19 protein-coding genes and 2 pseudogenes are annotated in these 22,191 nt (G+C 69.4%); 14 read left to right on the top strand and 7 right to left on the bottom strand.

All coding sequences use genetic code 11. From position 1 onward, the window contains the following. Window positions 1–450 precede the first annotated feature (450 nt). Window positions 451–1,675, top strand: a pseudogene (locus LO772_RS26940) (IS3 family transposase). 45 nt (window positions 1,676–1,720) lie between these two features. Here LO772_RS26940 and LO772_RS26935 read toward each other — a convergent pair. Next, the gene (locus LO772_RS26935) at window positions 1,721–4,375 is read right to left on the bottom strand and encodes a family 78 glycoside hydrolase catalytic domain (protein WP_231774613.1); all 2,655 of its coding nucleotides are present in this window, start codon (window positions 4,373–4,375) and stop codon (window positions 1,721–1,723) included. A 1,180-nt stretch (window positions 4,376–5,555) separates the two neighbouring features. Between LO772_RS26935 and LO772_RS26930 the strand changes: the two genes are divergently transcribed. Next, on the top strand, window positions 5,556–5,714 hold the full coding sequence (locus LO772_RS26930; protein WP_231774612.1) for a hypothetical protein: 159 nt from the start codon (window positions 5,556–5,558) through the stop codon (window positions 5,712–5,714). Here LO772_RS26930 and LO772_RS26925 read toward each other — a convergent pair. After that, window positions 5,705–5,905: a hypothetical protein gene (locus LO772_RS26925; RefSeq protein ID WP_231774611.1), complete on the bottom strand. Its 201-nt coding sequence runs from the start codon at window positions 5,903–5,905 to the stop codon at window positions 5,705–5,707. The genes LO772_RS26930 and LO772_RS26925 overlap by 10 nt on opposite strands. 906 nt (window positions 5,906–6,811) lie before the next feature. On the opposite strand from LO772_RS26925, the gene LO772_RS26915 reads away from it, so the two are divergent. Both LO772_RS26915 and LO772_RS26910 read left to right on the top strand, forming a co-directional pair. Beyond that, window positions 6,812–7,030, top strand: a complete 219-nt coding sequence (locus LO772_RS26915; protein ID WP_231774610.1) for a hypothetical protein — start codon at window positions 6,812–6,814, stop codon at window positions 7,028–7,030. Window positions 7,031–7,061: 31 nt separating this feature from the next. Then, window positions 7,062–7,343 (top strand): annotated as a pseudogene (locus LO772_RS26910) (IS5/IS1182 family transposase); the annotation flags it as partial. A 29-nt stretch (window positions 7,344–7,372) separates the two neighbouring features. Here LO772_RS26910 and LO772_RS26905 read toward each other — a convergent pair. Beyond that, window positions 7,373–8,005: a DUF4352 domain-containing protein gene (locus LO772_RS26905; protein WP_231774609.1), complete on the bottom strand. Its 633-nt coding sequence runs from the start codon at window positions 8,003–8,005 to the stop codon at window positions 7,373–7,375. A 241-nt stretch (window positions 8,006–8,246) separates the two neighbouring features. Here LO772_RS26905 and LO772_RS35950 point away from each other — a divergent pair, with 241 nt between their 5' ends. The 4 genes from LO772_RS35950 to LO772_RS26890 all read left to right on the top strand — a co-directional run bounded on the left by LO772_RS35950 (window position 8,247) and on the right by LO772_RS26890 (window position 12,827). After that, window positions 8,247–8,378, top strand: coding sequence for a hypothetical protein (locus LO772_RS35950; RefSeq protein WP_269453100.1), 132 nt, complete (start codon window positions 8,247–8,249; stop codon window positions 8,376–8,378). Window positions 8,379–8,471: 93 nt separating this feature from the next. Then, the gene (locus LO772_RS26900; protein WP_231774608.1) at window positions 8,472–8,897 is read left to right on the top strand and encodes a hypothetical protein; all 426 of its coding nucleotides are present in this window, start codon (window positions 8,472–8,474) and stop codon (window positions 8,895–8,897) included. 2,031 nt (window positions 8,898–10,928) lie between these two features. Then, window positions 10,929–12,443: a hypothetical protein gene (locus tag LO772_RS26895; protein WP_231774607.1), complete on the top strand. Its 1,515-nt coding sequence runs from the start codon at window positions 10,929–10,931 to the stop codon at window positions 12,441–12,443. 108 nt (window positions 12,444–12,551) lie between these two features. Next, entirely contained in the window at window positions 12,552–12,827 is a 276-nt protein-coding gene (locus tag LO772_RS26890) for a hypothetical protein (RefSeq protein WP_231774606.1), read from the top strand. Between the two features lie 387 nt (window positions 12,828–13,214). Here LO772_RS26890 and LO772_RS26885 read toward each other — a convergent pair whose 3' ends face one another. From LO772_RS26885 to LO772_RS26875, 3 genes are all read right to left on the bottom strand, one after another. Next, complete coding sequence (locus tag LO772_RS26885; RefSeq protein ID WP_231774605.1) at window positions 13,215–13,649, bottom strand: DUF2267 domain-containing protein; 435 nt, start codon at window positions 13,647–13,649, stop codon at window positions 13,215–13,217. A gap of 57 nt (window positions 13,650–13,706) precedes the next feature. Beyond that, the gene (locus LO772_RS26880) at window positions 13,707–14,102 is read right to left on the bottom strand and encodes a DUF2267 domain-containing protein (RefSeq protein ID WP_231774604.1); all 396 of its coding nucleotides are present in this window, start codon (window positions 14,100–14,102) and stop codon (window positions 13,707–13,709) included. Window positions 14,103–14,207: 105 nt separating this feature from the next. Next, entirely contained in the window at window positions 14,208–14,639 is a 432-nt protein-coding gene (locus tag LO772_RS26875) for an Hsp20/alpha crystallin family protein (protein WP_231774603.1), read from the bottom strand. 127 nt (window positions 14,640–14,766) lie between these two features. On the opposite strand from LO772_RS26875, the gene LO772_RS26870 reads away from it, so the two are divergent. The 6 genes from LO772_RS26870 to LO772_RS26850 all read left to right on the top strand — a co-directional run bounded on the left by LO772_RS26870 (window position 14,767) and on the right by LO772_RS26850 (window position 19,870). Continuing rightward, the gene (locus LO772_RS26870) at window positions 14,767–15,423 is read left to right on the top strand and encodes a type III effector protein (RefSeq protein ID WP_231779739.1); all 657 of its coding nucleotides are present in this window, start codon (window positions 14,767–14,769) and stop codon (window positions 15,421–15,423) included. A gap of 748 nt (window positions 15,424–16,171) precedes the next feature. Beyond that, complete coding sequence (locus LO772_RS26865; RefSeq protein WP_231774602.1) at window positions 16,172–16,972, top strand: SDR family NAD(P)-dependent oxidoreductase; 801 nt, start codon at window positions 16,172–16,174, stop codon at window positions 16,970–16,972. Window positions 16,973–17,138: 166 nt separating this feature from the next. Further along, a complete protein-coding gene (locus tag LO772_RS26860) occupies window positions 17,139–17,726 on the top strand; it encodes an ABC transporter permease (RefSeq protein WP_443089322.1) in 588 nt (195 codons plus the stop codon). A 188-nt stretch (window positions 17,727–17,914) separates the two neighbouring features. Further along, window positions 17,915–18,202, top strand: coding sequence for a sensor histidine kinase (locus LO772_RS26855; RefSeq protein WP_231774601.1), 288 nt, complete (start codon window positions 17,915–17,917; stop codon window positions 18,200–18,202). Further along, the gene (locus LO772_RS35945) at window positions 18,199–18,321 is read left to right on the top strand and encodes a hypothetical protein (RefSeq protein ID WP_269453099.1); all 123 of its coding nucleotides are present in this window, start codon (window positions 18,199–18,201) and stop codon (window positions 18,319–18,321) included. Before LO772_RS26855 ends, LO772_RS35945 begins: the two co-directional genes overlap by 4 nt. 40 nt (window positions 18,322–18,361) lie before the next feature. After that, entirely contained in the window at window positions 18,362–19,870 is a 1,509-nt protein-coding gene (locus LO772_RS26850; RefSeq protein ID WP_231774600.1) for a DUF4246 domain-containing protein, read from the top strand. Between the two features lie 181 nt (window positions 19,871–20,051). On the opposite strand, the gene LO772_RS26845 is transcribed toward LO772_RS26850, so the two are convergent. Then, window positions 20,052–22,145, bottom strand: coding sequence for a WD40 repeat domain-containing protein (locus LO772_RS26845; protein WP_231774599.1), 2,094 nt, complete (start codon window positions 22,143–22,145; stop codon window positions 20,052–20,054). Window positions 22,146–22,191: the final 46 nt, after the last annotated feature.

Below are 22,191 nucleotides of genomic sequence, written 5' to 3'. Positions count from 1 at the left end.
TCTTGTATAGCTCCTTCCTGCCCGCCGTGTCGGCGTTCTGCATGGCTGCGGCAAGGTCTCTGAGTCTGGCGACGAACGCCCGCAGCTCGGGCCCGGTCCAGCCCGCTGGGGCCTGCGCTGTTCGAAAAGCCGGATAAATCATTTGACCTGGGGTCTTCATATGACTGCTTCGTATTCCTCGAGGAGCCCGCTGACACGTTTGCCTTGCCCCGGCGGACGTTGTAGTGCGGGACATAGATATTGAGGAGTGCGCGCAGGTGGTGTTTGCCGGTGACGAGGATGCGGTCGCTGCACTCGCGGCGGGCGGCGGCGATCGAGCGTTCCGCGAACGCGGTCATCTGCGGCGCGGTGGGCACCACATGTATGCCGATTGAGGCGACGGGGCTTCCCCCTGTTTGGTGGACACCTCGGATGCTGACCCCGGTGTGGGTCGGCCAGAAGGGGTCTCTTATGGTGAGGAAGGTCCACTCGTCCGAGTTCAGGGCTGATGCGGTCGCTTTGTACCGTTCGGATCCGGCGCACACGATCTCTGGGATCGCCCGTGACCTGGGGATTCAGGCGGAGACCCTGCGGAAGTGGAACCGCGCCGCCGTCGGTGGAGCGGGCGGTGCGGTATCAGGCGCGAGTGGGTGGGGCACGGTGACCGGCGAGACGACGCCCGAGGAACTGCGTGCCCGGATCGCCGCGTTGGAGGCCGAGCTCGCCGCCGCCCGGAAGGACAACGCCACCCTCGCGATGGAACGCGACATCCTGCGGAAGGCCACGAAGTTTTTCGCCTCGGAGATGACCTGGTAGGCCGCTACAGGTTCATCGAGGACCACCACGAGACCTACCCGGTCAAGCGGCTGTGCCACGTGCTGGAGGTCGCCCGCTCCAGCTTCTCCAAGTGGCGCTCCGGCGCCGCCGCCCGGGCCGCACGCCACGCGGCCGACACCGAGCTCGCCCACGAGATCAGGCGGATCCACACCGAGTCCGACCGCACCTACGGCGCCCCGCGTATCACCGCGGAACTGCGCGGAGACGGCGCGGTCGTCAACGAGGAGCGCGTCGCCCGCGTCATGCGCAGGTTCGGGATCGTCGGGGTGCACCTGCGAAGGAAGACCCGCACGACCGTTCCCGCCCCGGCCGCCGCGCCGGTACCGGACCTGTTCGGGCGCGACTTCACCGCGACCGCACCCAACCGCAAATACATGGGGGACATCACCTGTCTACCGGTCGGCGACGGCGAGTTCCTCTACCTCGCCACCGTCGTCGACTGCCACTCGCGCCGCGTGGCCGGCTGGTCCATCGCCGACCACATGCGCACCGAACTGGTCGCCGACGCCCTCAAAGCCGCCGCGGCCACCCGCGGCGTCCTGACCGGCGTAATCTTCCACAGCGACCACGGAGCCCAGTACAAAGCCAAGGAATACGCCGACCTGTGCGCCGAGTTGGGCGTCACCCGCTCCATGGGAACGGTCGGCAGCTCGGCGGACAACGCCGCGTGCGAGAGCTTCCACGCCTCACTCAAACGCGAACTCCTCCAAGGCGCACACCGGTTCGACGGCCCCGGTCATGCCGCCAGGCCGTCTTCCGCTGGATCAACCGCTACAACATCCGACGGCGCCACAAACACAACGGACAACTGAGTCCCATCACCTACGAAGCACAACACGCGGCTATACTCGCCGCATAAGCACATAAAACGGTGTCCACTTTTCGGGGGGGGAACCCCATGCGGTCACACGATGGGGCAGTCGTAGTGGTGTTCGCCTGGTCCTGCCTCGGTGGTGTGTCCGTTGGGCAGGGTGACGGTGGCGGTGGTGCCCGGCGGCACGGTGGCGGTGAGATGGAATCGGCCGTGTTCGATGCGCCAGTGTGCGGCGATGCGTCCGTGGACGGAGTCGAACTCCGCTTCGGCCCAGGTGAGTTCACCGCCGGGCTGGGGGCGGATGTCGAAGTGGTGGTAGCCGGGGGCGTCGTCGCGGAGTCGGATGCCGGCGGTGTGGCGGTGGAGGAAGGAGATCACCGCGCCTTTGCTGTAGTGGTTGAGGGACGCGTGCGGGACGCCGTGGTCGTCGATGCCGTCCCATTCCTCCCACACCGTGGTGGCGCCGCGGTCGGTCATGGCCAGCCAGGACGGGGGTGCGTCCTGGAGGAGAAGCTCGTAGGCGACGTCGAGGTGCCCGGCGTCGGCCAGCGCGGGCAGGAGGTGGGGGGTGGCGAGGAATCCGGTGCCGAGGTGGGTGCCGGCTTCGCGTATCAGGGCGACGAGCCGGTCGGCGGTGCGCGCCCGCAGTTCGTCGGGGACCAGGCCGAAGACGAGGGCGCGGACGTGGTTGGCCTGGGTGTCGACGGTGAGGGCACCGTCCGGGCCGATGAACTCCGCACGCCAGGCGGCCAGGACGTTGTCGGCGTAGCGGCGGTGGCGCGCGGCGTCCTCGGTCTTGCCGAGAATGCCGGCGATGCGGGACAGCAGGTGTGCGGAGCGGTGGAGGTAGGCGGTGGCGAGCGCACCGTGGTCCCGGAGGTAGAACGGTGTGGTGTCGTCCTGCTGGGGTTCGCACCATTCGCCCCAGTGGAAGCCTGCGTCCCATACGAACTCCTCGTGGGGCGCGGGTTCGGGGCGGTCCGCGGCGCGTTGCGGGAAGCGTCCGGTGCGGGCGCGCTCGGCGGCCCACTGCACCCATGCGGTCATCGAGGTGTACTGCTCGGCGAGGAGCCGGGTGTCGTCGTAGGCGAGGTAGGTCTCCCACGGGACGATCACCGCCGCGTCGCCCCAGCCGGCCGACCCGTGGTTGCGGGAACGCATGTGTTCGGGGCCGCGGCGGCCGATGCCGTGGTCCGGTACGACGTTGGAGACCTTGCCGTCCGGCCACTGGTCGGCCGCCAGGTCGCGCAGCCACTTGGTGGAGAACCCCGCGACGTCGTACAGGAACGCCGCGGTCGGCGCGAAGAGTTGCCAGTCGCCGGTCCAGCCGTCGCGTTCCCGGGTGGGGCAGTCGGTGGGGATGTCGCACGCGTTGCCGCGGAAGCTCCACACCGCCGCCTCGTGGAAGCGGTTGATCCGCTCGTCGGAGCAGCGGAACCAGCCGGTGCGGCGCAGGTCGGTGTGCACGACGACCGCGTCGATGTCGCCCGGGGTGATCGCGCCGGGGTGTCCTTCGATGCGGACGTAGCGGAAGCCGTGGGTGGTGTGCCGCGGCTCGAAGACCTCGGCGCCGGCCCCGGAGGAGGTGACGCGGTCGCGTTGTCCGGCCTTGAGCGCGATGCCCCGGTCGTGGGTCTCGGCGGGGATGTCCAGGTGGTCGGTGGTCACATCCCCGTCCGCGTCGAGGGCCTCGCCGTGGACGAGGGTGAGTTCGGTGCCGCGCGGGCCGAGGTTGCGCAAACGTACCCAGCCGTTGATGTTCTGTCCGAAGTCGACGACGTGCACGCCGGTTTGGGGGCGGGACACCGATAGCGCGGGCAGGGTTTCGATGCGGCGCACCGGTGGGGCGGGGCTGGTGGTGAGCCGGTCTTCGCGCTCGTACAACGCGCCGGACGCGATGGCGGCCTTCGCCCATCCCGCGTCGTCGAACCCGGGCTCCGACCAGCCGGTCAGGGCCCGGGTGAAGTCCACCCACTGGCCCTCCATCGGATCGGCCGCGGTGATCTCGCCGACACCGGACCGCCATTCCGTGCCGGTGCCCACGACGGTGACGCGACCGTCCTGGGAACGCGTGTGCAGCTGGGCGAGCAGCGCGGTGCGGGTGCCGAACCCGTCGGGTGTCCGCGAGGTGCCGTTGCAGCCGCGGAACCGCCCGTCCGACAGCACCGCGCCGACCACGTTGGCTCCGCGCCGCAGCAGACCGGTCACGTCATACGTCTGGACCTGCAGCCGCGACCGGTACGACGTGAACCCCGGCGTGAGCTCCTGATCGCCGACACGCTCCCCGTTGACGAACATCTCGTACTGGCCGCGGGCGGTCGCGTACAACCGTGCCTGGGACGGGAGTTCACGCATGTCGAAGGCACGGCGCAGCAAGTACGCCGGCCGCTCCCCGGGTGCGGGGCGCCGGTCCTCGGCGGGTTCGATCCACTCCGCCGTCCACTCCCCGGAACCGATGACGCGCTCCCACGCGCACGGTGGGGACCACTCGCTCTCGCCGAGATCGGTCCAGACCTTGACCTGCCACACGACCGCCTGCCCGGGCGACGCCTCCGGACCCGCGTACGGCACCAAGACACTCCGGTCGCTGTCCACACGCCCCGAATCCCAGTCCTCGGTGCGGATACGGTACGCGATCTGCCGGGCGGAGCCCTCCGGCAGCCACCACGACAGCCGCGGCGCCCGCACGTCGATACCGAACGCCTCGTCCAGATGCTCCACACGCAGGCGCGTAGGTGAACTCACCACCGGGTGGCCCCTTCCAAGCATCGAATGGAACGTTTCATTTGGGCGGGACTTTAAGGCCCCCGTCCGGGACTGTCACGACAAATGTGTTTCCGATGGCAACATCCGGCAAAGCCTTGCCGTCGTGAGAGTGCCCGTCTCCACAGCCGCAAGGCCGGGACGGCTCGACTATCCCGCGGACATCCCCACGCCCCAGGCCGCGGGGGACACATGTACGCGCCGCTCTGCCGCCCTGGCCTGACCACGCCCGCACTGGTCTCTGATCTGGCCTCTGGCCTATGCCGTTGATGCGACCGCAATATCGGGCAACCTATTGCCTTGCAGTCATCCGGGCGACGACTCGGCCGTGTTTTCTGTCGTCTGTGTCGCAGGGCGTGCAAGTGTCCGGACCGCCGAACATCCTCATCCGAAGGAGTGACGAGCACCGTTTCGACGTGGCCGGATATGCGGGTGATGCGGTGGTGCGGACTCCGACGCTGGATGCGCCGGCCGCCCACGGACCTTGGTGAACTCGGCGACGAACGCCTCGGTCACCTTTTTCTCCGCCCGCGCGTTGACGCGGTCCACGGTGGAGTTCAACAGCTCCACCAGGGTGTCGGTGATTTCCCGCTGCCGCTGGAACAGCAGTGCGGCGAGCAGGACGTGCCGCAGCTCGGGGTTGAAGCGCCGCGAGTGGCTGGGTGAGGACGCCGAGGCTCCGGCCGTCAGGCGTTGATGACCTGCACGCCGATCCCGGCGAACGCCTTCTCCGGGACGCCGACGGCACCGACCGGCTTGAGCTTGGATGTCTTGTCCAGCAGCGAGTTGAGGCTGACGTTGCCCGGGTGGGCCTTGATGTCGCCAAGTCTGACTCCACGTCGTCCTCATCCTGGTCGGCGCTGTCGTCCTCGGCGGTGCTTGGCGACGTACTCGATAGCGTCGGGCGGCAGTTCCAGGCGTACCCGGGGAACCGGCCGCGCCAGAGCGGAAATTTGAGTTGAACGACGAAGCCAAGCCTGGTGGCGCCGGTACACAGCGGGCGCGGACGTCAGCGAAGTGCCCGGTCGGGCGGGCAAACCCGGTAGCTGCACCCGGCAGGCGCTCCGGGCGGGGGCCGCCGCAGTCCCCTCACTGCCCCGGGCCTCTCCTCCGGGCCGCCCCGGAGGACCCAGTCGTGCGCGGGTAGTCGCGGGTGTGGCCGATGCCCCCTGCTTTGGAGGGATTCGCGGAATGCCGCGAGCCGGATGCCTATCCGCTGCGGCGCATGATGGTGATCGCCGCGCACGCTATCGCGCTGTTCGAGCTGACGGATGCGCCCCCGGCTCCTTCCGGCGTGCCGTGCATGAGCCATCACGCCTGATCAAGCCACGTTTTGCGCCGTTCTTCCTGTGAATCTGCAACAGTGGATACTTCCTTGTCACCCTCCTCGCGAACGAGAATATCCGGATTCCCGGGCTCTCCGCTATTTTGTTCGCCGTCGCTTCCGCAATGCCCTTGACCGGACGCTGTCGATTTTTCGCTGGACGACGTGCTGGGGATGTTTTCCTTCACGACTACCTCGAATGGTTTGCGAAAGGCAAAACCGCTTGGCTCCCTACGCAATGGCGAATATTTGAGGCTAGGTTCCATGTTTGCGGTGAGCAATACATGGACCGCGAGAAGAAGCTCGCGTTTTTCGGATCGTCAATCGGGCAGGCCCAGATCGTCGCGGGCCGCCGCCGCCCGGCAGACCGGCGAGCGCTTCAATTGAAGCGCTCGCGTTCGATTCTTGACGGTCTCAAGCGGGGCGGCCTACTCCGGTGACCAGGTCGCGTACACCCACGGCGTGGGGGTGGCGTTGGTGGAGTTCGGTGACGACGGCGCGGATGGAGGGGCGGTCGCGTACTTCGCCGGGGCTTCGCGGAGTGCGGCCCGGAGCGCGGTGGCTGTTGCTTCGGGGCGGTCGCGTTGGTGCCAGGCGCGGGCGAGGTCGGCGTGGAGTCGGCCGCGGCGCTCGGCGGTGGGGAACTGGCCGGGGTGCAGGCCTCGTCCGATGGCGAGTGCGGTGCCGGCGTCGCCGAGGCTCCCGTGGACGCCGATTACGTAGAACTGGACGGCGGCGTGATCGATGGCGCGGCGGGGGCTCGTGCCTGCCGTGCGCGTTCTGGTCGCTGAACGACCCCTCGGCGCGTTCTACGAGCGCACCACCCCCGACGGCGTCGAAACCATCGCGCACACCCCCGCGGGCAACCGCGCCGCCCGCTGCTTCGTCGACGATCTGGTCGGCCTGCTCGCCCCCGGCGGCCACCTGATCGTGCTGTACTTCGACTCCGAGTCGCCCGAGCGACGGCTCGTCACCCGGCTGTGGGAACGCCTCGCCCCGTTCCCCGGCAGCGGCCCGCGGCCACACGCGCACGGTGCTGACTCACCGGCTGTCGCGGCCGAGGAAGCCGGCCGCGGCCGACGAGCCGCCTACCGTTGCCCCGGCACCGCCACAGCCGCCGACCCGGACGCCGCGCGTGGACGACCGCGTACCATCCGGCCGATCACCCCCGGATCAAAGACGACCCGGAAGTCGTCGGTGCCGTCGAGGCGTTCGTCGCCGAGCACACCGCCGTCGCGACGGGCGAGGTGGTCATCCCCAGCGGTGTCCACCTGATCCACTTCCGCGCCGCCGACACCGCCGGCCCGCGATGACCGCGCCGACCGCAGACCGGGGCCGGGGCCACGACCTGAAGCCGCCCCGCTCGGCCGGTCGCGGGGCGGGCAGACCGGCAAGGTCCACCTCGCCGCCGACCGCAGGTGCCGGCCCTTGGCGTTCGTCCTGACCGCGGTTCATCCCCGTGCTGGACAGGATCCGGGTCCGCGGCCCCGCCGACCGCCCCCGCCCCCGCCCGGCGCCGCCGCCGGGTACAGGGCCTACTCCTCTCGCGGCAACCGCGCCTACCTGCGTAAACGCCGTATCAAGGCAGTCATTCCGGAGACGCTGGATCAAGGAGCTCGCACGAAAGACCACTTGATCACAACCAAATACGCGCCCTAGTCGAGGGTCCACGTGCCCGTGCGCGCGGGATCCGGCCCGACCTTTTCCATCAGGTATGTCACGGACGTGATCTTCGCGTCCTTCGGCACCTCGAAGACGATCCAGCCGGTGACCCGCTCGCCCGGTTTGACGATCATGTTGGGACCCAGGGACTTGCCGGCGGTGACGATTCCGGGCTTGCCCTGATATTCCGTACCGTTCGCGTCGAAGACGGTCGCCCCCGCGTACCCGGAGTCCTGGTAGGTGCCGGTGCCGGTTTCGACGATGGTGAACTCGGCGGCCACGAGGCGGTTCTCGGCGGCGGGCTCAAGTACACCGATCGTCGACGTGGCGTCGTTCTCGAACCTCTCCAACGTGAAGTCGGCCTCGACCGTGCCCGGGCCGTTCAGGCTGCCTTCCATCCCCGCCAGCCTTAGGGTGTCGCCGAGCTTGCCAACCAGCGCCTGCGTGCTGCCGGCGGTGGCGTCGGGCGACTCCGTGCCGTCCGACGCGGCGGTGCTGCTGGAGCCAACGTCCTTCGTGGGCCCGGTGGGCCCGACGTTGTCGCTGCCCCCGTCCGAACCCCCGCATGCGACAAGGGTGGCGGTGAGCGTGACGACTACTGCGACACCCGCGATGGAACGGCGCATGGGACCCCTTCGTACATTCCCGACGGACCAGGCGAGTATGACGGCTGATCCAGGTCAGTGCGTGATGTCCTGAATCCTTGTACAGATCGGTGGTGCGGGAAACCGCCGTTCCGTAAACCGAACTGCACCAGGGAAGGCCCCTGTCCCGGATGGTGAGTCCTACGTCCTCGGCGTGGATGGGACGGGCCGTCGTAAGGTCAGGAGGCCCGGCACCAGAGCGACCACGCGCGGTGGCGCGTGAGTGGAGTGGCGGCTGGGGTGTCTCCTGCACCGGGCCACCGAAGCCGGCCTGCCGCGGACCGCGGGCCCGGCCTACCAGTTCCGCCACCGCGAACTCCAGGACTGGCTCGCCGACCCCGCCAACTCTCCCTGAAAGCGCGCCCTGAAGAGCCGTCGCCCTTCGACAACACCCACGACCCGAACTCATGTGCGCCAAGGCTCCCTTGCCAGCCCTACGATCAAGGGCATGGGGCGCAAGGATTTGACGGCCGACACCTGGGGCACGTTTGCCGAACGCGCCGCCCGGTCCGTCACCACGCCCACCCCCACGCCCGAGACGACGGTCGGCTCCCCCGCGCCACCGCCGCCGCCCGGCCTGCCTTCCGCCGGGCCGCCGCCCGCCGAAGGCGGCCCGTGGGCCTGGATGGACCTCCCCGACGGCGTCGGCGCCGTCGTCGTCCGCGCCGTGCTGTGGGTGCGCAGCAGTTCGGGCGCGTGGGTGCTCCAGGTCACCGCGCCGGACCGGAAGGCCATCACCGACTGGGTCGCGGGCGGGTGGGAGCCGGGGCCGGTCGACGAGTACTGCGTCTTCCCCGGCACGCGCGTGCGGCCGATCCCTGGGCAGGACTACTCCGGTCTGCGCCGCGACGGCGACGGCCAACTGATTCCGTAGGCCGGTGCCGGGGCCGGCTCGGTGGAGCCGGTCGGCGCGGAGTTGAGGCTCGGGCGAGTCGACCCGCCGCCTGAACGCCTCCGGCGGCGACGCGCTGTGGCTGCCGTCTCAACTGCGCTGGTTGTTCCGTTCGTTCGCGTCGCCCCGGGCGTCCTGTGCGGCTGCGGAGCGGCAACAGGCTTGATCTTGGCTGGATTTGCGGTTCTGGCCTGTTCCACTCGGCGCGTGCCGTTGGTGATCGTCCGCGCCGACACCTCCATCCCGAACGCCGCACGTGCCTCCGACAGCTCGGCCGCGGTCAACTCGTGCCGCTGCCGCGCCAGGCGAAGTTGCCGACCCATCAAGGCCGTTGGCTCCGCGGCCCAATCATAAGAACTCACGATGAGCGCGATCTCATAGGTTTATGCGCATATCAAGCGTTGATTGGCAACTTGATGCTTGCAATGTGTATTTCCGTGTGGTGGGCGGGGCGGGGTCGCGGTTCTTGTCAGTACGCGGCCCCTGGTGGTCGCATGGGCAAGGACCGTCCTGCCTGCGCTTGTTCGAGAGGCGCCCAGGTAGCGCGGGTCTCGGCACGGCGTCCGGTGCGGATGTGCGCCTTGGTGCTCACCTCATCGGCCACACGCGCCGAACGAACGCGTAGGTCGAGGAGCCGCGGCATTCCGGTAGGGCGAGGCGCTCACGGCATTGACGTTGGACGGTATAGCCAAAGACCTTTGCGCATATATAAGCTTATCGGCGATAGTGCACTCGATCAGTGCGTTCAAGTCCAGAAGCCCTTGCCATGACGAATGCGATCGCCGAGTTTCCGGTGGTCAGGCATGAAGTCCGGTGCTGTGCACGTGGGATGACCGCAGCCGGGCGGGCGGGATGTCCGGTGCTGAGTAGCGTCATCGACGACCTCACCACCGCTTCGCCGGTGGCCGAGAGGCGTGCGTCTGGTGGGCCAGGCGACGTGAGCACATCAGCCGGCCCAGGGGCCGCTTCACTCCACAACGGCTCGGCACACCATGAACTCAGGGTCGGTGTGGGACTGTTCCATCCGACTGAAGTGCCGAGGCTCGAGACTTCATGATGCAGACGAGGCCGTCCAATAGCACGCCCTTCGATGTGGCAGCGCGTGCGTATGGGGTAGTCCGATTCGCGCGGCGAGGCGGCGGACCGGGGCCCGCGGCTGGGGCGCAGCAGTAGCTTCCCTGGTGACACACGGGTTGGTCTGTTCCGAAGGGTTGCCGGATGCTCCCGAAGCTGGTTTCTCGCCGCGTGTCTCCCCGCAATCTCGCGCGTCTCGGCGACGTGGCCGGCGTCGAGCCAAGAGCCGTCAGCCCTGCATGCCATAGATCTTGACAAAGGCGAATATGAACGCCTGGCGCGCCTCTTTCGGCGAGCGAGGCGAGGTCGTTCGCGTTCCGAGACCCGAACCCCGAAGGGGTTTCTACGGCCGCGGTGGGCTCCAAGACATCGACATTGCGGCGGACTGCCCGAATCTCCGAACTCTGGACGTCACGCGTGTCGCGTCCAACAACTCCGTTTTCGCGCATCCGATTCTGACCGACCTGCGGCTGAGGCAGTCCCCGTACGTCGCGAACCCTCGATCCCCATCGGCGAGGAACAACCGCTGCTGAAGCTGGACTTCGAGGACTGTCGCGTCAAGGCCGATCGCTTGGAGATCGCCGCTGAGTCCGGGCTGAAGACATTCAGTTACTACCTGACGAGGACGATGCGGACGCGTGCCCGGACAACTTCGACGTCTTCGGTTCACGGCCTGGAAGAGATCACGATCGACGCATGCTGGGCAGACACGGGGACCACCAACCACGCGTCCCCACACCGCAACCGCCACCGCGCGCCGCGCGCCGGCGAGTACGGCAGCCTCACCCACGTCCATGACAAGGCCAGCCGCGACAAGGTGGTCTGGAAGCGTGGACCGCAGGATTCGTCATGGCGGTCAAGCATCCAACCGACAGCCTGCGCCGGGCTGCCGGTCCAGGAGATACCCGGCGCAACCAGCGAACCGGTCGGGACGCCCCATTGCCACCAACGTTCCGGGAGGCGGTCATCCACGACCGGAACCATGCGATAGGCGTCGGCTTCAACGGCCCGGACGACGTCATCCGGAGCTACGGGGCAGACGCCTTCCCGGAGTCGATCGTACGCGACGCCTATGACGTTTTCCGAGAACGGTACGGCCCGTTCGTCGTCGGCATTGCCGCCGACATGCTGCCCGCGATGCGCGATCTGGCGGCGCGGGGGCACGTGATCACCTTCCTCGGGCGGGACGGCCACATCCTCGCCTCGGCGGTGCGCGGGCTGGACCCGGAGTTCTTCGGGGACGCGTGCCGGGAGATCGTGTTCTCACGGGTGATGGGCGAGGAGATGCTCGCGGACCTGGCCGAGAACCACGGCCGCAGCTTCCCGGAATACGAGCGCTTCCGCCGCACAGCCGCGACGCTGAATCCCGACACGGTGCCCGGCGCCTACGAGCGGGCCCGTGACTACGTCCGGGCGCAAGGCGTGCCGGTGGGGCTTCCCGACAGCAAGGTCACCGTCGTCGACGTCTGTTTCTCCGGCACCGTGCAGGAGACCTTGGCCGCGGCGTTCACGGAGACGGAATTCCGGGGGCTGTACGCGTTCCACGCCGCTTCCTCACGCGACCCGCACCCCGGGACCAAGCGCGGGTACGCGGTCGACCTCCCCTCGGGGGTGCTCCCCGACGACCGCCCACTGAAGGAGATTCCCCACGACCCCGCCCTGATGTTCGCGTGCAACTGGGGCTTCCCCATATGGGAGTTCACTCTTGAGGGCCCCATGACCTCGGCGGAGAGAGTCGCCGCGGGCAGGCCCGTACAGAACCTGCAGAGTACGGATCCGCACGTACTCGACAACATCAATCCTGTTTTGGTCGACGACCGCCTGGACAACCGGGCGGCTTTGGATGCGGTGAAGACCGTCGCGCACGTGGCGATCCACGACTACGCGCGGGAGATCAACGAGATGCGCACCGCCGGCGCCGATTGGCGACACGAAATCTCCGAGGGCAGCGGGGAGTTCATGCGGGACGCTTTCGACTGGTTCCGGTTCGGGCGCACCCGCGACGAGAAAATGCAAAAGCTGCTGGACACGCTCGTGCTGCGGGACGACGCCCCGCTGATCCAGCAGGTACGCGCCGAACTCGCCGAGAAGAACATCTCCGGCGAACAATCCCGGCAGCTGTGGGAGCAACTGGCCGCCGCGCGAACCCTGGACGCCAAGAAGGCTCTCGTCGCCGCCGCTCAGAAGACCTGGACGGCCCAGTCGAGCAGACCCGGCGAACTCAACCGCACATCGAAGCCGCTTGACCCTCAAGGGCACGCCGTACCCAACGAGAGCCCGGCGAAAAACGCGAGGCCAGGACTCGCACCCGTCGCCTCCCACGGCGCCCCGCCGGAAAGCCCCACCCCCACGGTCAACCGCGGCGATTCGACGGTTCCCCTGACCTCACAGCGCGAACATCGCGGTCGTCACGTGGACAAGGGCCTCCAGAAATCAGCCCGCCTGTCCCTGTGAACCGCACTCCGTGCTGTGGAAGGTTGAGCGGTGTCGCCGACAACTCTTGGTGAGTGAGGGCGCACCGGTGCGTCACGCCTTGGCCGGTCGCACGCGGACATCACGGCCTTGGCCACCGCGGTCCTCGAAGGCCGCCCCACGGCGTTCTCCGCGGCGCGGACCGTGCGTGCCTGGGACCTCGCCGCCGACCAACCCGCGGGCGGCGACCTGGTCTTCCCTCACCCGATCACCGCCCTCGCCGCAGCTCCCCGAGGCCGGCTCGGCGTCTGCTTCGGCACCGACATCGCCGTGCTGAGCCGCCACGAACCGCCGTCGCCGCCACGGAGCACAGACGGGCCGGGGTCGGCACCCGCAGCGCCTTCTTCGGGCGGGGCACCATGGTGAAGCGGCGGGTGTGGTCGACGGGGGCGACCGCGCCGCCGCGCGAGCGGCACGGCGAGTCGGGCTGCGCGTCACACTTCGGACAGGCGTGCAGTTCGACGTCGTCTGCGTCCGATCGTTCGGCCTGAGAGGACTGCTGAGGGTCCGTCGTGGGCCCGGATTTTCGGCGCAATGCAAGTCTCAGAAGGGCGTCCGCGTCGCTTTCGCGTGAGAACGGGTTATGAGGACCGAACCGAGATCCGCGAGGGTGCGGCGACCCGTTCTTGGCCGTGCTGGCGCAAAGGACCGTTTGTGAGAGTAGCCCGGAGCCCGGCTCGGACCCTCGCTTGCCGCCGGGGAGGATCACCAACGCTCGGCAGGCACAGACGGCGTGATCTGTTCGAGCTTCGCCTATGCGGCTTGGGTGAGTTCGGCGCGGCCGAACAGCAGCGCGTAGCCGGAGGGGAGCCGACGCAGGATGTCGGTGAGGAGGTCGGGGCCGGCCAGGGCCGCGACGACGCAGAGGACGGATCCGGTGTCCCAGCGGGTGGTGCCCCGGGTGGTGCCGGTGCGGGCGGCGAGGTCCTTGACAAAGGCCCGGCCGGTCAGGGGCTGGGTGTCGGGGATCTGTTCGGTGAGGACGCGGGCGGCTTCGCCGGGGAGGCGGGCGGCCAGTTCGACGCGTTCGTCGCCCGTCAGCTGGCGCCCGAGTCCCGCGAGGACCAGGCGGACGACTTCCTCGGCCTTCTCCCGGGTGGGGTAGGCGCCCTCGTAGCGGACCTTCTCGAGCATCTGCTCGTACGTGATCACGGGCGCGTGCTGGAGGGATGGACGCCGGTCGGACATCACTGCGGTGGTTGCCTTTCTGTCGCGTGCCGGTGCGCGGGCACCGGCAGTGTGTGGTCAGGCGGGCTGGGGGTGGCCGAAGAGGAGGTCGTAGCCCGCGGGGAGCTGGAACAGGATCTGGCCCAACAGGTCGTCGCCGGCGGCGTCGGCGACCGTGCTGAGGACGGCGCTGACGTCCCAGGTGGCGGTCTGCTCGGTGGCCCCCTCGATCCAGGCCGCCGTCGCCCGCACGAACCGCTCCGGCGGCAGGGGCTCGGTACTCCGGAGCGGGTTGAGGAGGATCAGGGCGAAGTCTTCCGGCAGGCGTGCCGCCAGCTGGGCGCGGACGTCGCCGACCAGGTGCGCGCCCAGCAGGGCGAGCACCACGCGGGCCGCGCGCTCTGCCTCCTGCAGGCTGTTGTACTCGCCGCGTTCCTTTATGTGGTCGAGGAACGCTTCCCATCGCAGGGTCACCTCGGCCGCCACCCTTCTTCGGTCCGTACGTGGGCGCGGAGGACGGGGTGAGGGGGGATCAGGTGCCCGTCCTCCGCCGCTGTTCAGCCCTCGTCTGTCCGGCTCTCAGCCGGAGATCTCCTTGCGGTCGGATCCGACGCCGACGGAGATCTTGCGGGGCTTGGCACGTTCGGCGATCGGGATGCGCAGGGTGAGCACGCCTGTGTCGTAGTCGGCCCTGATGTGCTCGGTGTCGAGGGTGTCGGCCAGCACGATCTGGCGGGAGAAGACGCCCAGCGGGCGCTCGGAGAGTTCCATCTGCACGTCGTCGGCCTTCGCGACCGGGCGGCGCTCGGCCTTGACGGTCAGCATGTTGCGTTCGACGTCGATGTCGATCGCGTCCGCGCTGACGCCGGGGAGGTCGAAGGCCACCACGTAGTCGTCGCCCTCGCGGTAGGCGTCCATCGCCATCGCGGCCGGCCGCGACCAAGTGCCCGGGCCCATCAGCTGCTGAGCCAGCCGGTCGAACTCACGGAAGGGGTCGGTGCGCATCAACATCACGAAACACCTCCAGCAGGTTGGGGCAGCTGCTGCCAGTGCGCTGCACTGAAACCGTTGTAACATGTCATCCAATGGATGACAAGCACAGTGTCGTCCCATGGATGACTACCCTGAGGGGGTGCCCGTGACAGCAGCCGACCAGCCGGCCTCTTCCAGCGCCGACGCCCAAAGCCCGGCCTCATTTCTCGCCGCCGCGGCGGCACTGAAAGCCATAGATGACGCCCTGCACGCCGCGCAGCACGAGACGCCCGACGCCCCCGGCGCTCCCGGTGCCGGCCCGGAGCAGGCCCTGGCTTCCCTCCTGCTGCTGCGGCAGGTACGCGAGCAGCTCGCCGGATGGGAGACCGGCCTGATCGAAACCGCCCGCCACGCCGGAGCCAGCTGGGCCGACCTCGCCCACCCCCTCGGCGTCGCCAGCCGCCAGGCCGCCGAACGCCGCTACCTGCGGGGCAGGCCCGGCCCCGCAGGAACCACCGGCGAACAACGCGTCCAGGCCACCCGCGAACGCCGCGCCGCGAGGCGCACCACCGCCACCTGGGCCCGCCGCAACGCCGCCGATCTTCGCCGCCTCGCCGGCCAGATCACCGCCCTCACCGACCTGCCCACCGCCGCCCGCCACCCGCTCGACCAACTTCACGCGGCCCTCGCCCACGACGACCCCGCCGAGCTCATCCACCCCCTGACCGCCGCCCGCCCCCACCTGGCGGCCGCCCATCCCGGCCTTGCCGCCCAACTCGACACCCTCACGAACTCCGCCGCACTCCCGGCAGCCCCCGACTGATCGGAATCCGCACCGCAGGGGTCCCCGGCGTCTCAGGCGGCGCGAGAGTACCTGTGCCTGAACCCTGCTCCCCGAAAGTGAGCCAGGTGGCATGGACACTTGGTCCGTGATCGAAATAACCGGTGACCCGGTGCTTTCGCTGATCCGTGACCGGTTCCCGGACTGGGGTCACCTGCCGGTGCGCCCGGTCGAGCGTCAGGGCTGGGCCACCAGGACGTTCCGCTGGGGTGACGGGCTTTCTGTGCGACTGCCCAGTGCAGAGGGCTGTGGAGCGGGGGTGCGGAAGGAGGACCGCTGCCTCCCTCTCCTGGCCCCGCACCTGGCGGTTCCGGTTCCCGTGCCGGTGGCGGTGGCGGTCGGCCGACCGACCGACCGACCACGGAGTATCCGTTCCCATGGTCGGTGCGGCGCTGGTTGCCGGGGACGACGGTGGAGGCGTCCCCGGATGTCGACCGCGTGGGTCCGGCGCGCGATCGCGGCGGCTTCCTGACGGCGCTTCACCGTGCTCCCACCGAGGCGGGGCCCGTCGGCGGGCGACACTCGTGGTTTGCGGCTGCCACCCCGGCGTGTACGGGGACGCGGTGGAGCACGCCCTTCTCCAGGGGGTGGTGGACGTCACCGCGTGCCAGGCGGTCTGGGCTGCCGCGGTGACGTCGCCTGCTCGCCGACCGGAACACCCCGCGCCCTACCGGCCCCAGCCGGACGACACCGACCGCACTTCTTCCGCATCCGACGACAGGAGCAGCCCGTGAGCACCCCTCCCACCCGCCCTCTGGCCCTGGTCACCGGCGCCTCCAACGGCATCGGCTACGAGATCGCCCGCCTGTGCGCCCTGAACGGCTTCGACCTCATCGCCACCGGCCGCAGCGCGAAGATCGACGAGGCGGCCGAGCAGTTCACCCGCGACGGCGCCCACGTCACCCCCGTCCGCGCCGACCTCGCCGAGGCGAACGGAGTCGACACGGTATGGAAGGCCGTGGAGGAAACCGGCCGCCCCCTGGCCGCCGCGGTACTCAACGCCGGACGCAGCATCGGCGGAGCCTTCCTCGACACCGACCTGGACGACGAACTCTCCCTGATCGCCCTGAACGTCACCTCGGTCGTCCACCTCGCCAAGCACGTCGCCCGGCACATGGCCGCCCACCACGCGGGCAAGATCCTCATCACCTCGTCGCTGTCCGCGACCCTGCCCACCCCCTACGAGACCGTCTACGGGCCCTCCCGCGCCTTCACCCGCATGTTCGCCCTCGGCCTGCGTGAAGAACTCAAGGAACACGGGGTCACCGTCACCACGCTCATGCCCGGAGCCACCGACAGCGACTTCCACGCCCGCGCCGGCATGAACAACACCGCCTTCGGCCCAGGCGCGAAGAAGAACAGCCGCAAGGAAGTCGCCCGCCAGGGCTTCACCGCCATGATGGAAGGCCGCGCCGAGATCGTCGGCGGCGACGCCGCCACCAAGCGCGCTGCCTTCGAACACCGCTTCCTGCCCGAGACCTACAAGGCCGCCCGCCACGCCACGAAGGCCAAACCGCGCCCTGAGCACTGAGCACCCGAGAAGCCGGACAGCCCCCGCGCCGAGCACCGCCTCTGGGGTGAGAGGGGTGCGGACAGGTACGCGGTGACAAATCGCCCGGGAGCTCCCCACATCCCGGCGAGGCCTGACCGTACGCGCTTCCGCGAGGCCGGGGGGTGGTTTTCCGCAGGTGAAGTCGGTGCGCACCCTCATGGTCGGCGCCGACCGCACCGAGGTCTATCGGGCACTCGCCCGCAACCTCGAACCGTTTCCCCACGTGAAGGTCCGCGACCAGGACAGCTACAAACAGGCCCTGCACGACTCGGTCGGCACCGCGCTCCACCTCGTGTACGCCCTGTTGGCGCTCGCCGTCGTGGTGGCTGTGCTCGGCGTCGTCAACACCCTCGCCCTGTCCGTCATCGAGCGCACGCGCGAACTCGGACGTCTGCGCGCGGTCGGAATGACCCGACGCCAAACCCGGCGGATGATCCGCACGGAATCCGTCGTCATTGCCGTGGTCGGCGCTGTGCTGGGGGTGACCTTGGGACTGACCTGGGGCGTCGTCTGCCGGAGCGCGCTCTCCGACCGGGGCCTGGACACTCTGGTCGTCCCCTGGGCGACAATCGCGGCGGTGCTGGTCGGCGCTGTCCTGACCGGCGTGGCCGCGGCGTGGCCGCCCGGCCCGCAGAGCGGCCCGCATGGACGTGCTCGCGGCCATCGCGTCAGACGGATGAAATCGCGGTCGCGGATCGGCAATCGGGGTGCGGAAGAGGGAGGCAACCGGTGACAGCGTGGCCCGACGATGACGTCACCACACACCGCCGATCGCTTCCCCGCCGGATCACACGTCGGTATGGGTGGGCGGCATGCGCACATCGGCGACCCGTCCACAACTCTTTCGTGTGACTGCCCGGCCCACGGATTCACCGGTGCGGCTGCGGATCGATGGCGCGCCCGCCGCACTCCCCCTCCGCCGTGGACCTGTCGCCCTACCGCGTCGTCCAGGAAAACCTGACGAACACCATGAAGCATGCCCATTCCGGCGCGTCAGCGGACGTGGTCCTGGCGTACGGCAACGCGGAGAATCGCATCGAGGTGAGCGACGACGGGCAGGCGTCGGCCGCGAACGACGGTGGCGGCAACGGGCCGCGGGGCATGCACGAGCGTGTCAAGCTGCTGGGTGGCCGACTGAGCGCCGGGCCCGGACCCCACGGCGGGTTCACGGTGCGGGCGTCACTTCCGATCGAAAGCCCGGGTGCGTGATCCGCGTCCTCCTCGCCGGCGACCAGGCCTTGGTGCGGACCGGCTTCCGCATGATCCTCTCGCCCTTCGGGGAGATGGCGGCGGAGGAGGCGATGCCGCGTGTCGGTTTGCTGAACTAACCTGCCCGCGTACGCGCCCCGACTGGGAGGACCAAGAACGTTGACCGGCCTGTCCGCCTTCCCGCTCCCCTTTCACGCCTCCCGCGCTCTGTCGTTCGCAACTCCGCGAACCCTGCGGGAACTTGAGATGATGCAGTGCAGCGCCCATATTCGGGCGAAGCCGGGGTGGTTCGACAAGATGAACGATGCCGACGTCGTCGCCCGGTGGACGCGAGAAGCGGTGGCCCAGGGCCTCACCGAAGCGCAGGTCCGCTATGTGCTCGCCGAACTCGCGCACTACGCCGCGCTGCGGGACGAGCGCACCGGCGCCGAGGTGTCCGCCGTCGACGGAGTGTGGCAGTCGGACACGCTCCTCGACGACGAGCTGCGATCCCGGCTGCGCGAGGCGGTTCGGGTTCTGGAGCAGGTCCCCAATGCGGAACAGGACTGGCACCCCGGGTCCGACGGCCAGGTACTGGACCTGGTGCATCCCTCGCTGTTCTGTCTGGTGCGCGGGGTGAGCGGCGCGCCCGAGCGGGCTTGGCGGAACCCGACGGACCGCTATTCGCGGTACGAGTTCTCGGAGAAGTTCCAGTGGCTGCCCACGGACGTCGACGTCAGTGACGACGGCGAGGTCGCCTTCCGTTCGTACGTCAACAACGTCCACCCTGTGACCCATCGCGAGCTGGCCTCGGTCCTCCCCGGCTTGTTCGCGCGCCTGCGCCCGCTGCTGGAGAACGTCCTCACCGATCTGCGCCATCCGCGGCCCCTGCGGATCAAGGCCGATCCTTATGGCTGGTACGACTCGGAGCCGGAGTATCCGGACGAGTCCGACTACGGAGATGACGGCGCCTTCGACGAGGCGGTCCGCGCGTGGGAGGAGGCTCAGGAAGACTGGTGGGAGAACCGACGCCCGGTCGTCCCGGACGCCCCGGCCTTCACCCGGCCCAAGGTGCCCGACGCGTCCGCCCGGGTCGACCTGAACGGCCGCGGTCTCCAGGTCATCGTCAAGCTCGCCGCCATTCACCTCACCCCGGACAAGCCCGAATACCCCGGGGGTTCCTGGCATGTCGAAGGGATGCTCAACGAGCGGATCGTCGCGACCGGCATCTACTACTGGGACAGCGAGAACGTCACCGAAAGCCGGCTGAGCTTCCGGGCGGCACTCGACGACCCGGGCTATGAGCAGAACGACGACGACGGGGTGCGCGAGGTCTACGGCTTGGAGAACGAAGAGCCACTGAACCAGATATGGGGATCCGCCGCGACTCCGGCGGGCCGATGCCTGGTTTTTCCGAACATCCTGCAACACCGCGTCGATTCATTCCGTCTCGCCGACCCGACCCGCCCGGGATACCGCAAGATTCTCGCGTTCTTCCTGGTCGACCCGTCGGAGACGATCGTCTCGACCTCCGATGTGCCGCCGCAGCAGCCGTGGTCCGACACCTCCACCATGACGCGGGAAGAGGCCGAGAGCTACCGCGAACAACTCATGCACGAACGCAAGTTCTTCGTCGACGAGCACAACGAGCAGCTCTACGAACGAGAGTTCTCCCTCTGCGAGCACTGAACCCCGAACCGGCGGACACGACGGCCGGACGCACGCTTGCCGGATCGCCCTTGGACGCTCCCCCGAGGTCGCTTGCCGTCTCCCGGCACGGACGGTGGCGGACACGGTGGTCGCGTGCCTGGGGGAAGCGGCTCGGTGGCGGGTCGAGGGCGGGCTGTCGTGTGTCCGGTGTCGTGCGCGGTCAGGTGAGGTGGAAGATGTGGACCTCCCCGTCGCGGTCGCCGACCACGGCGGCGTTGCCGTGGGGGCTGGTGGCCAATTCGCCTCGGTTGTCGGGGAGTTCGGCCGTGGCCAGTGCCGCGCCGGTGCTCAGGCGGTGGGCGTGGAGTCCGGTCGCGTCCAGGCGGAAGAGGAGGTCGCGGTCGGGGGCGAGGCGCACGGTGCGCGCGGACGGCAGGGACAGGCGGTGGACGATGTGCTCGGTGTTCGGCGGCAGTTCGCGCACATGCACCGCGTCCTTGTCGTGGTACACGAACACGAGGGTGCCGTCGGGGAGTTCGGTCGGAGGCGTGCAGTAGCCGTCCGGCATCGGTAGGTCGCGCCGCACGTCGCCGGTGGGGATGTCGAGCACCAGCAGCGATGTCTCCTTGCCGTAGCCGCTGATCGTGGCGGCGGTGCCGTCGCGCAGCAGGACGACCCAGCTGTGGCACGGCCAGGTGCTGTTGTCGGTCGGGGGACCGTGGCGGGTCCAGGCGAGTGCGCCGCTCACCAGGTCCCAGCATTGCAGCGCGGGGATGCCGAAGGGCGTGGTGGCGCCGAACTTCGGGGGGAGAAGCGGGTGGTCCTTCTCCAGGGTCGCCAGGACCACGGCGTGCCGGGCCGTGACGACGGGAGTCCCCCGGCCGCCGCGGCCCGCGGCACCGCGCAGCGGGCGCCGTGTGCCGTCACCGAGGTTCCACACCTCCGGCACGCCATGGGCCGGCACGACGAGAACCGTGTCGTCGTCGACCGGCGCGGCGCCGGACAGGCGTAGCGGGGCCTCGATGTCCGCGTGCCCGTCCGCGTCGGGCTTCGGGTCCGGCTCCGCCGCGGGCACCCGAAGCACCTCTCCCCCGTCCGTGGGCACGAGGTGCAGCCGGTCGCGGTCGACGACCACGAGTCGGCTCCCGTCGGGCGTGAAGAACGGCGCGCACGGGATGTCGTCCGCGGTCGTCGGCGCGGCGACGCGGCTGCCGTCGGACAGGTCCCAGAGGAACACCGCACCGTTGCCGTCCGTGGACGCGGCCCGGCGCCCCGCGGAGTCGACGGCGAGTTCGTCGATCCTGGTGGAGTGGTGGTCGCCGCGGTGTTCGTTCCCGGTGAGGGCGGGCCACACCAGGATGGTGCAGTGCTCGGCCTCGAAGCCCGCGTCGTGGCCGGAGACCGGGCGCCCGTCGGGGAGGAAGGCCACGGTGGCTCCGGAACCGGATGACTCGGGCGCGGGGAGGAAGAACGCGTACTCGTCGTCCAGTCCGGCGAAGTGGATGCCCTGCATCGATACGGTGGCCATGACGGGGAGTTCGGGGTTGAGGGCAAGCGCGTTGACGAAGCGCCGACGCGGGTGGCGGGTGCGCTCGACGCCGTCGGCCAGGTCCCAGCAGATCACCTCGTCGGCGGCCGTGTAGAGGAAGTCCCGGGTGGCGTCGAACACGAGCGCCTTGGGGGCGCTGCCGTGCCCGACGCCGGTCCGGTTGTCACCGGCCAGCATGTAGAGGCTCATGCCGGGAATGTCGAGGACGGTCTGCCCCGTGTCGTACAACGCGCGTTCGAGTTTGGGCCCGCTCAGGTCCCACAGCAGGACCTGGTTGGCGCGCGACGCGCTCGCGGCCCGGCGGCCGTCGGGGGCGATCGCGACGTGGTCCACCGACAGGCCGTGGTCGTCGAACACGCCGCGGCAGACCGCGTCGTCCAGGTCCCACACCCGGAACGTGCCGTCTTCTCCGCCGGATACCGCGGTCATGCCGCATGCGGCGACCTCCCGGATGTAGCCGGTGTGGCCCGTCAGCACCGCGGTGACCTGCCACGACGCGGTGTCCCAGAGCCGAATCGTCTCGTCGTCCGACGCGGTCAGCAGCAACCGCCCGTCGGCGGCGAGCGCGAGGCTGTTGACGGGGCCCGTGTGCTCCTCCAGACACCGGAGGACGCGTTGCCCGGACAGCGACGCGACATGGACCGCCCCGTCGTTCTCCGCACTGACGACGCAGGTGTCGCCGTCGGGCAGGAGGACCATGCTCTGCAACTGCCGCTCGGGCAGGACCAGCGTGGACACCGGCACCGGAAGCGGCTCCGGAGCCATCCCTTTTCTCGTCAACACGACACTCATCGCCTCCACGCCTCGCAAC

Origin of the sequence: Yinghuangia sp. ASG 101, assembly GCF_021165735.1 — a bacterium.
In the GTDB taxonomy this organism is placed as follows: Bacteria; Actinomycetota; Actinomycetes; order Streptomycetales; family Streptomycetaceae; genus Yinghuangia.
This window is presented reverse-complemented; position numbering and strand designations above follow the sequence as displayed.

Coding starts and splice junctions, on each gene's coding strand:
- LO772_RS26930 (WP_231774612.1), top strand. CDS start 5,556: ATGCCCCCTGCTTTGGAGGGATTCGCGGAATGCCGCGAGCCGGATGCC.
- LO772_RS26900 (WP_231774608.1), top strand. CDS start 8,472: ATGGGGCGCAAGGATTTGACGGCCGACACCTGGGGCACGTTTGCCGAA.
- LO772_RS26905 (WP_231774609.1), bottom strand. CDS start 8,005: ATGCGCCGTTCCATCGCGGGTGTCGCAGTAGTCGTCACGCTCACCGCC.
- LO772_RS26875 (WP_231774603.1), bottom strand. CDS start 14,639: ATGTTGATGCGCACCGACCCCTTCCGTGAGTTCGACCGGCTGGCTCAG.
- LO772_RS26845 (WP_231774599.1), bottom strand. CDS start 22,145: ATGGCTCCGGAGCCGCTTCCGGTGCCGGTGTCCACGCTGGTCCTGCCC.
- LO772_RS26885 (WP_231774605.1), bottom strand. CDS start 13,649: ATGTCCGACCGGCGTCCATCCCTCCAGCACGCGCCCGTGATCACGTAC.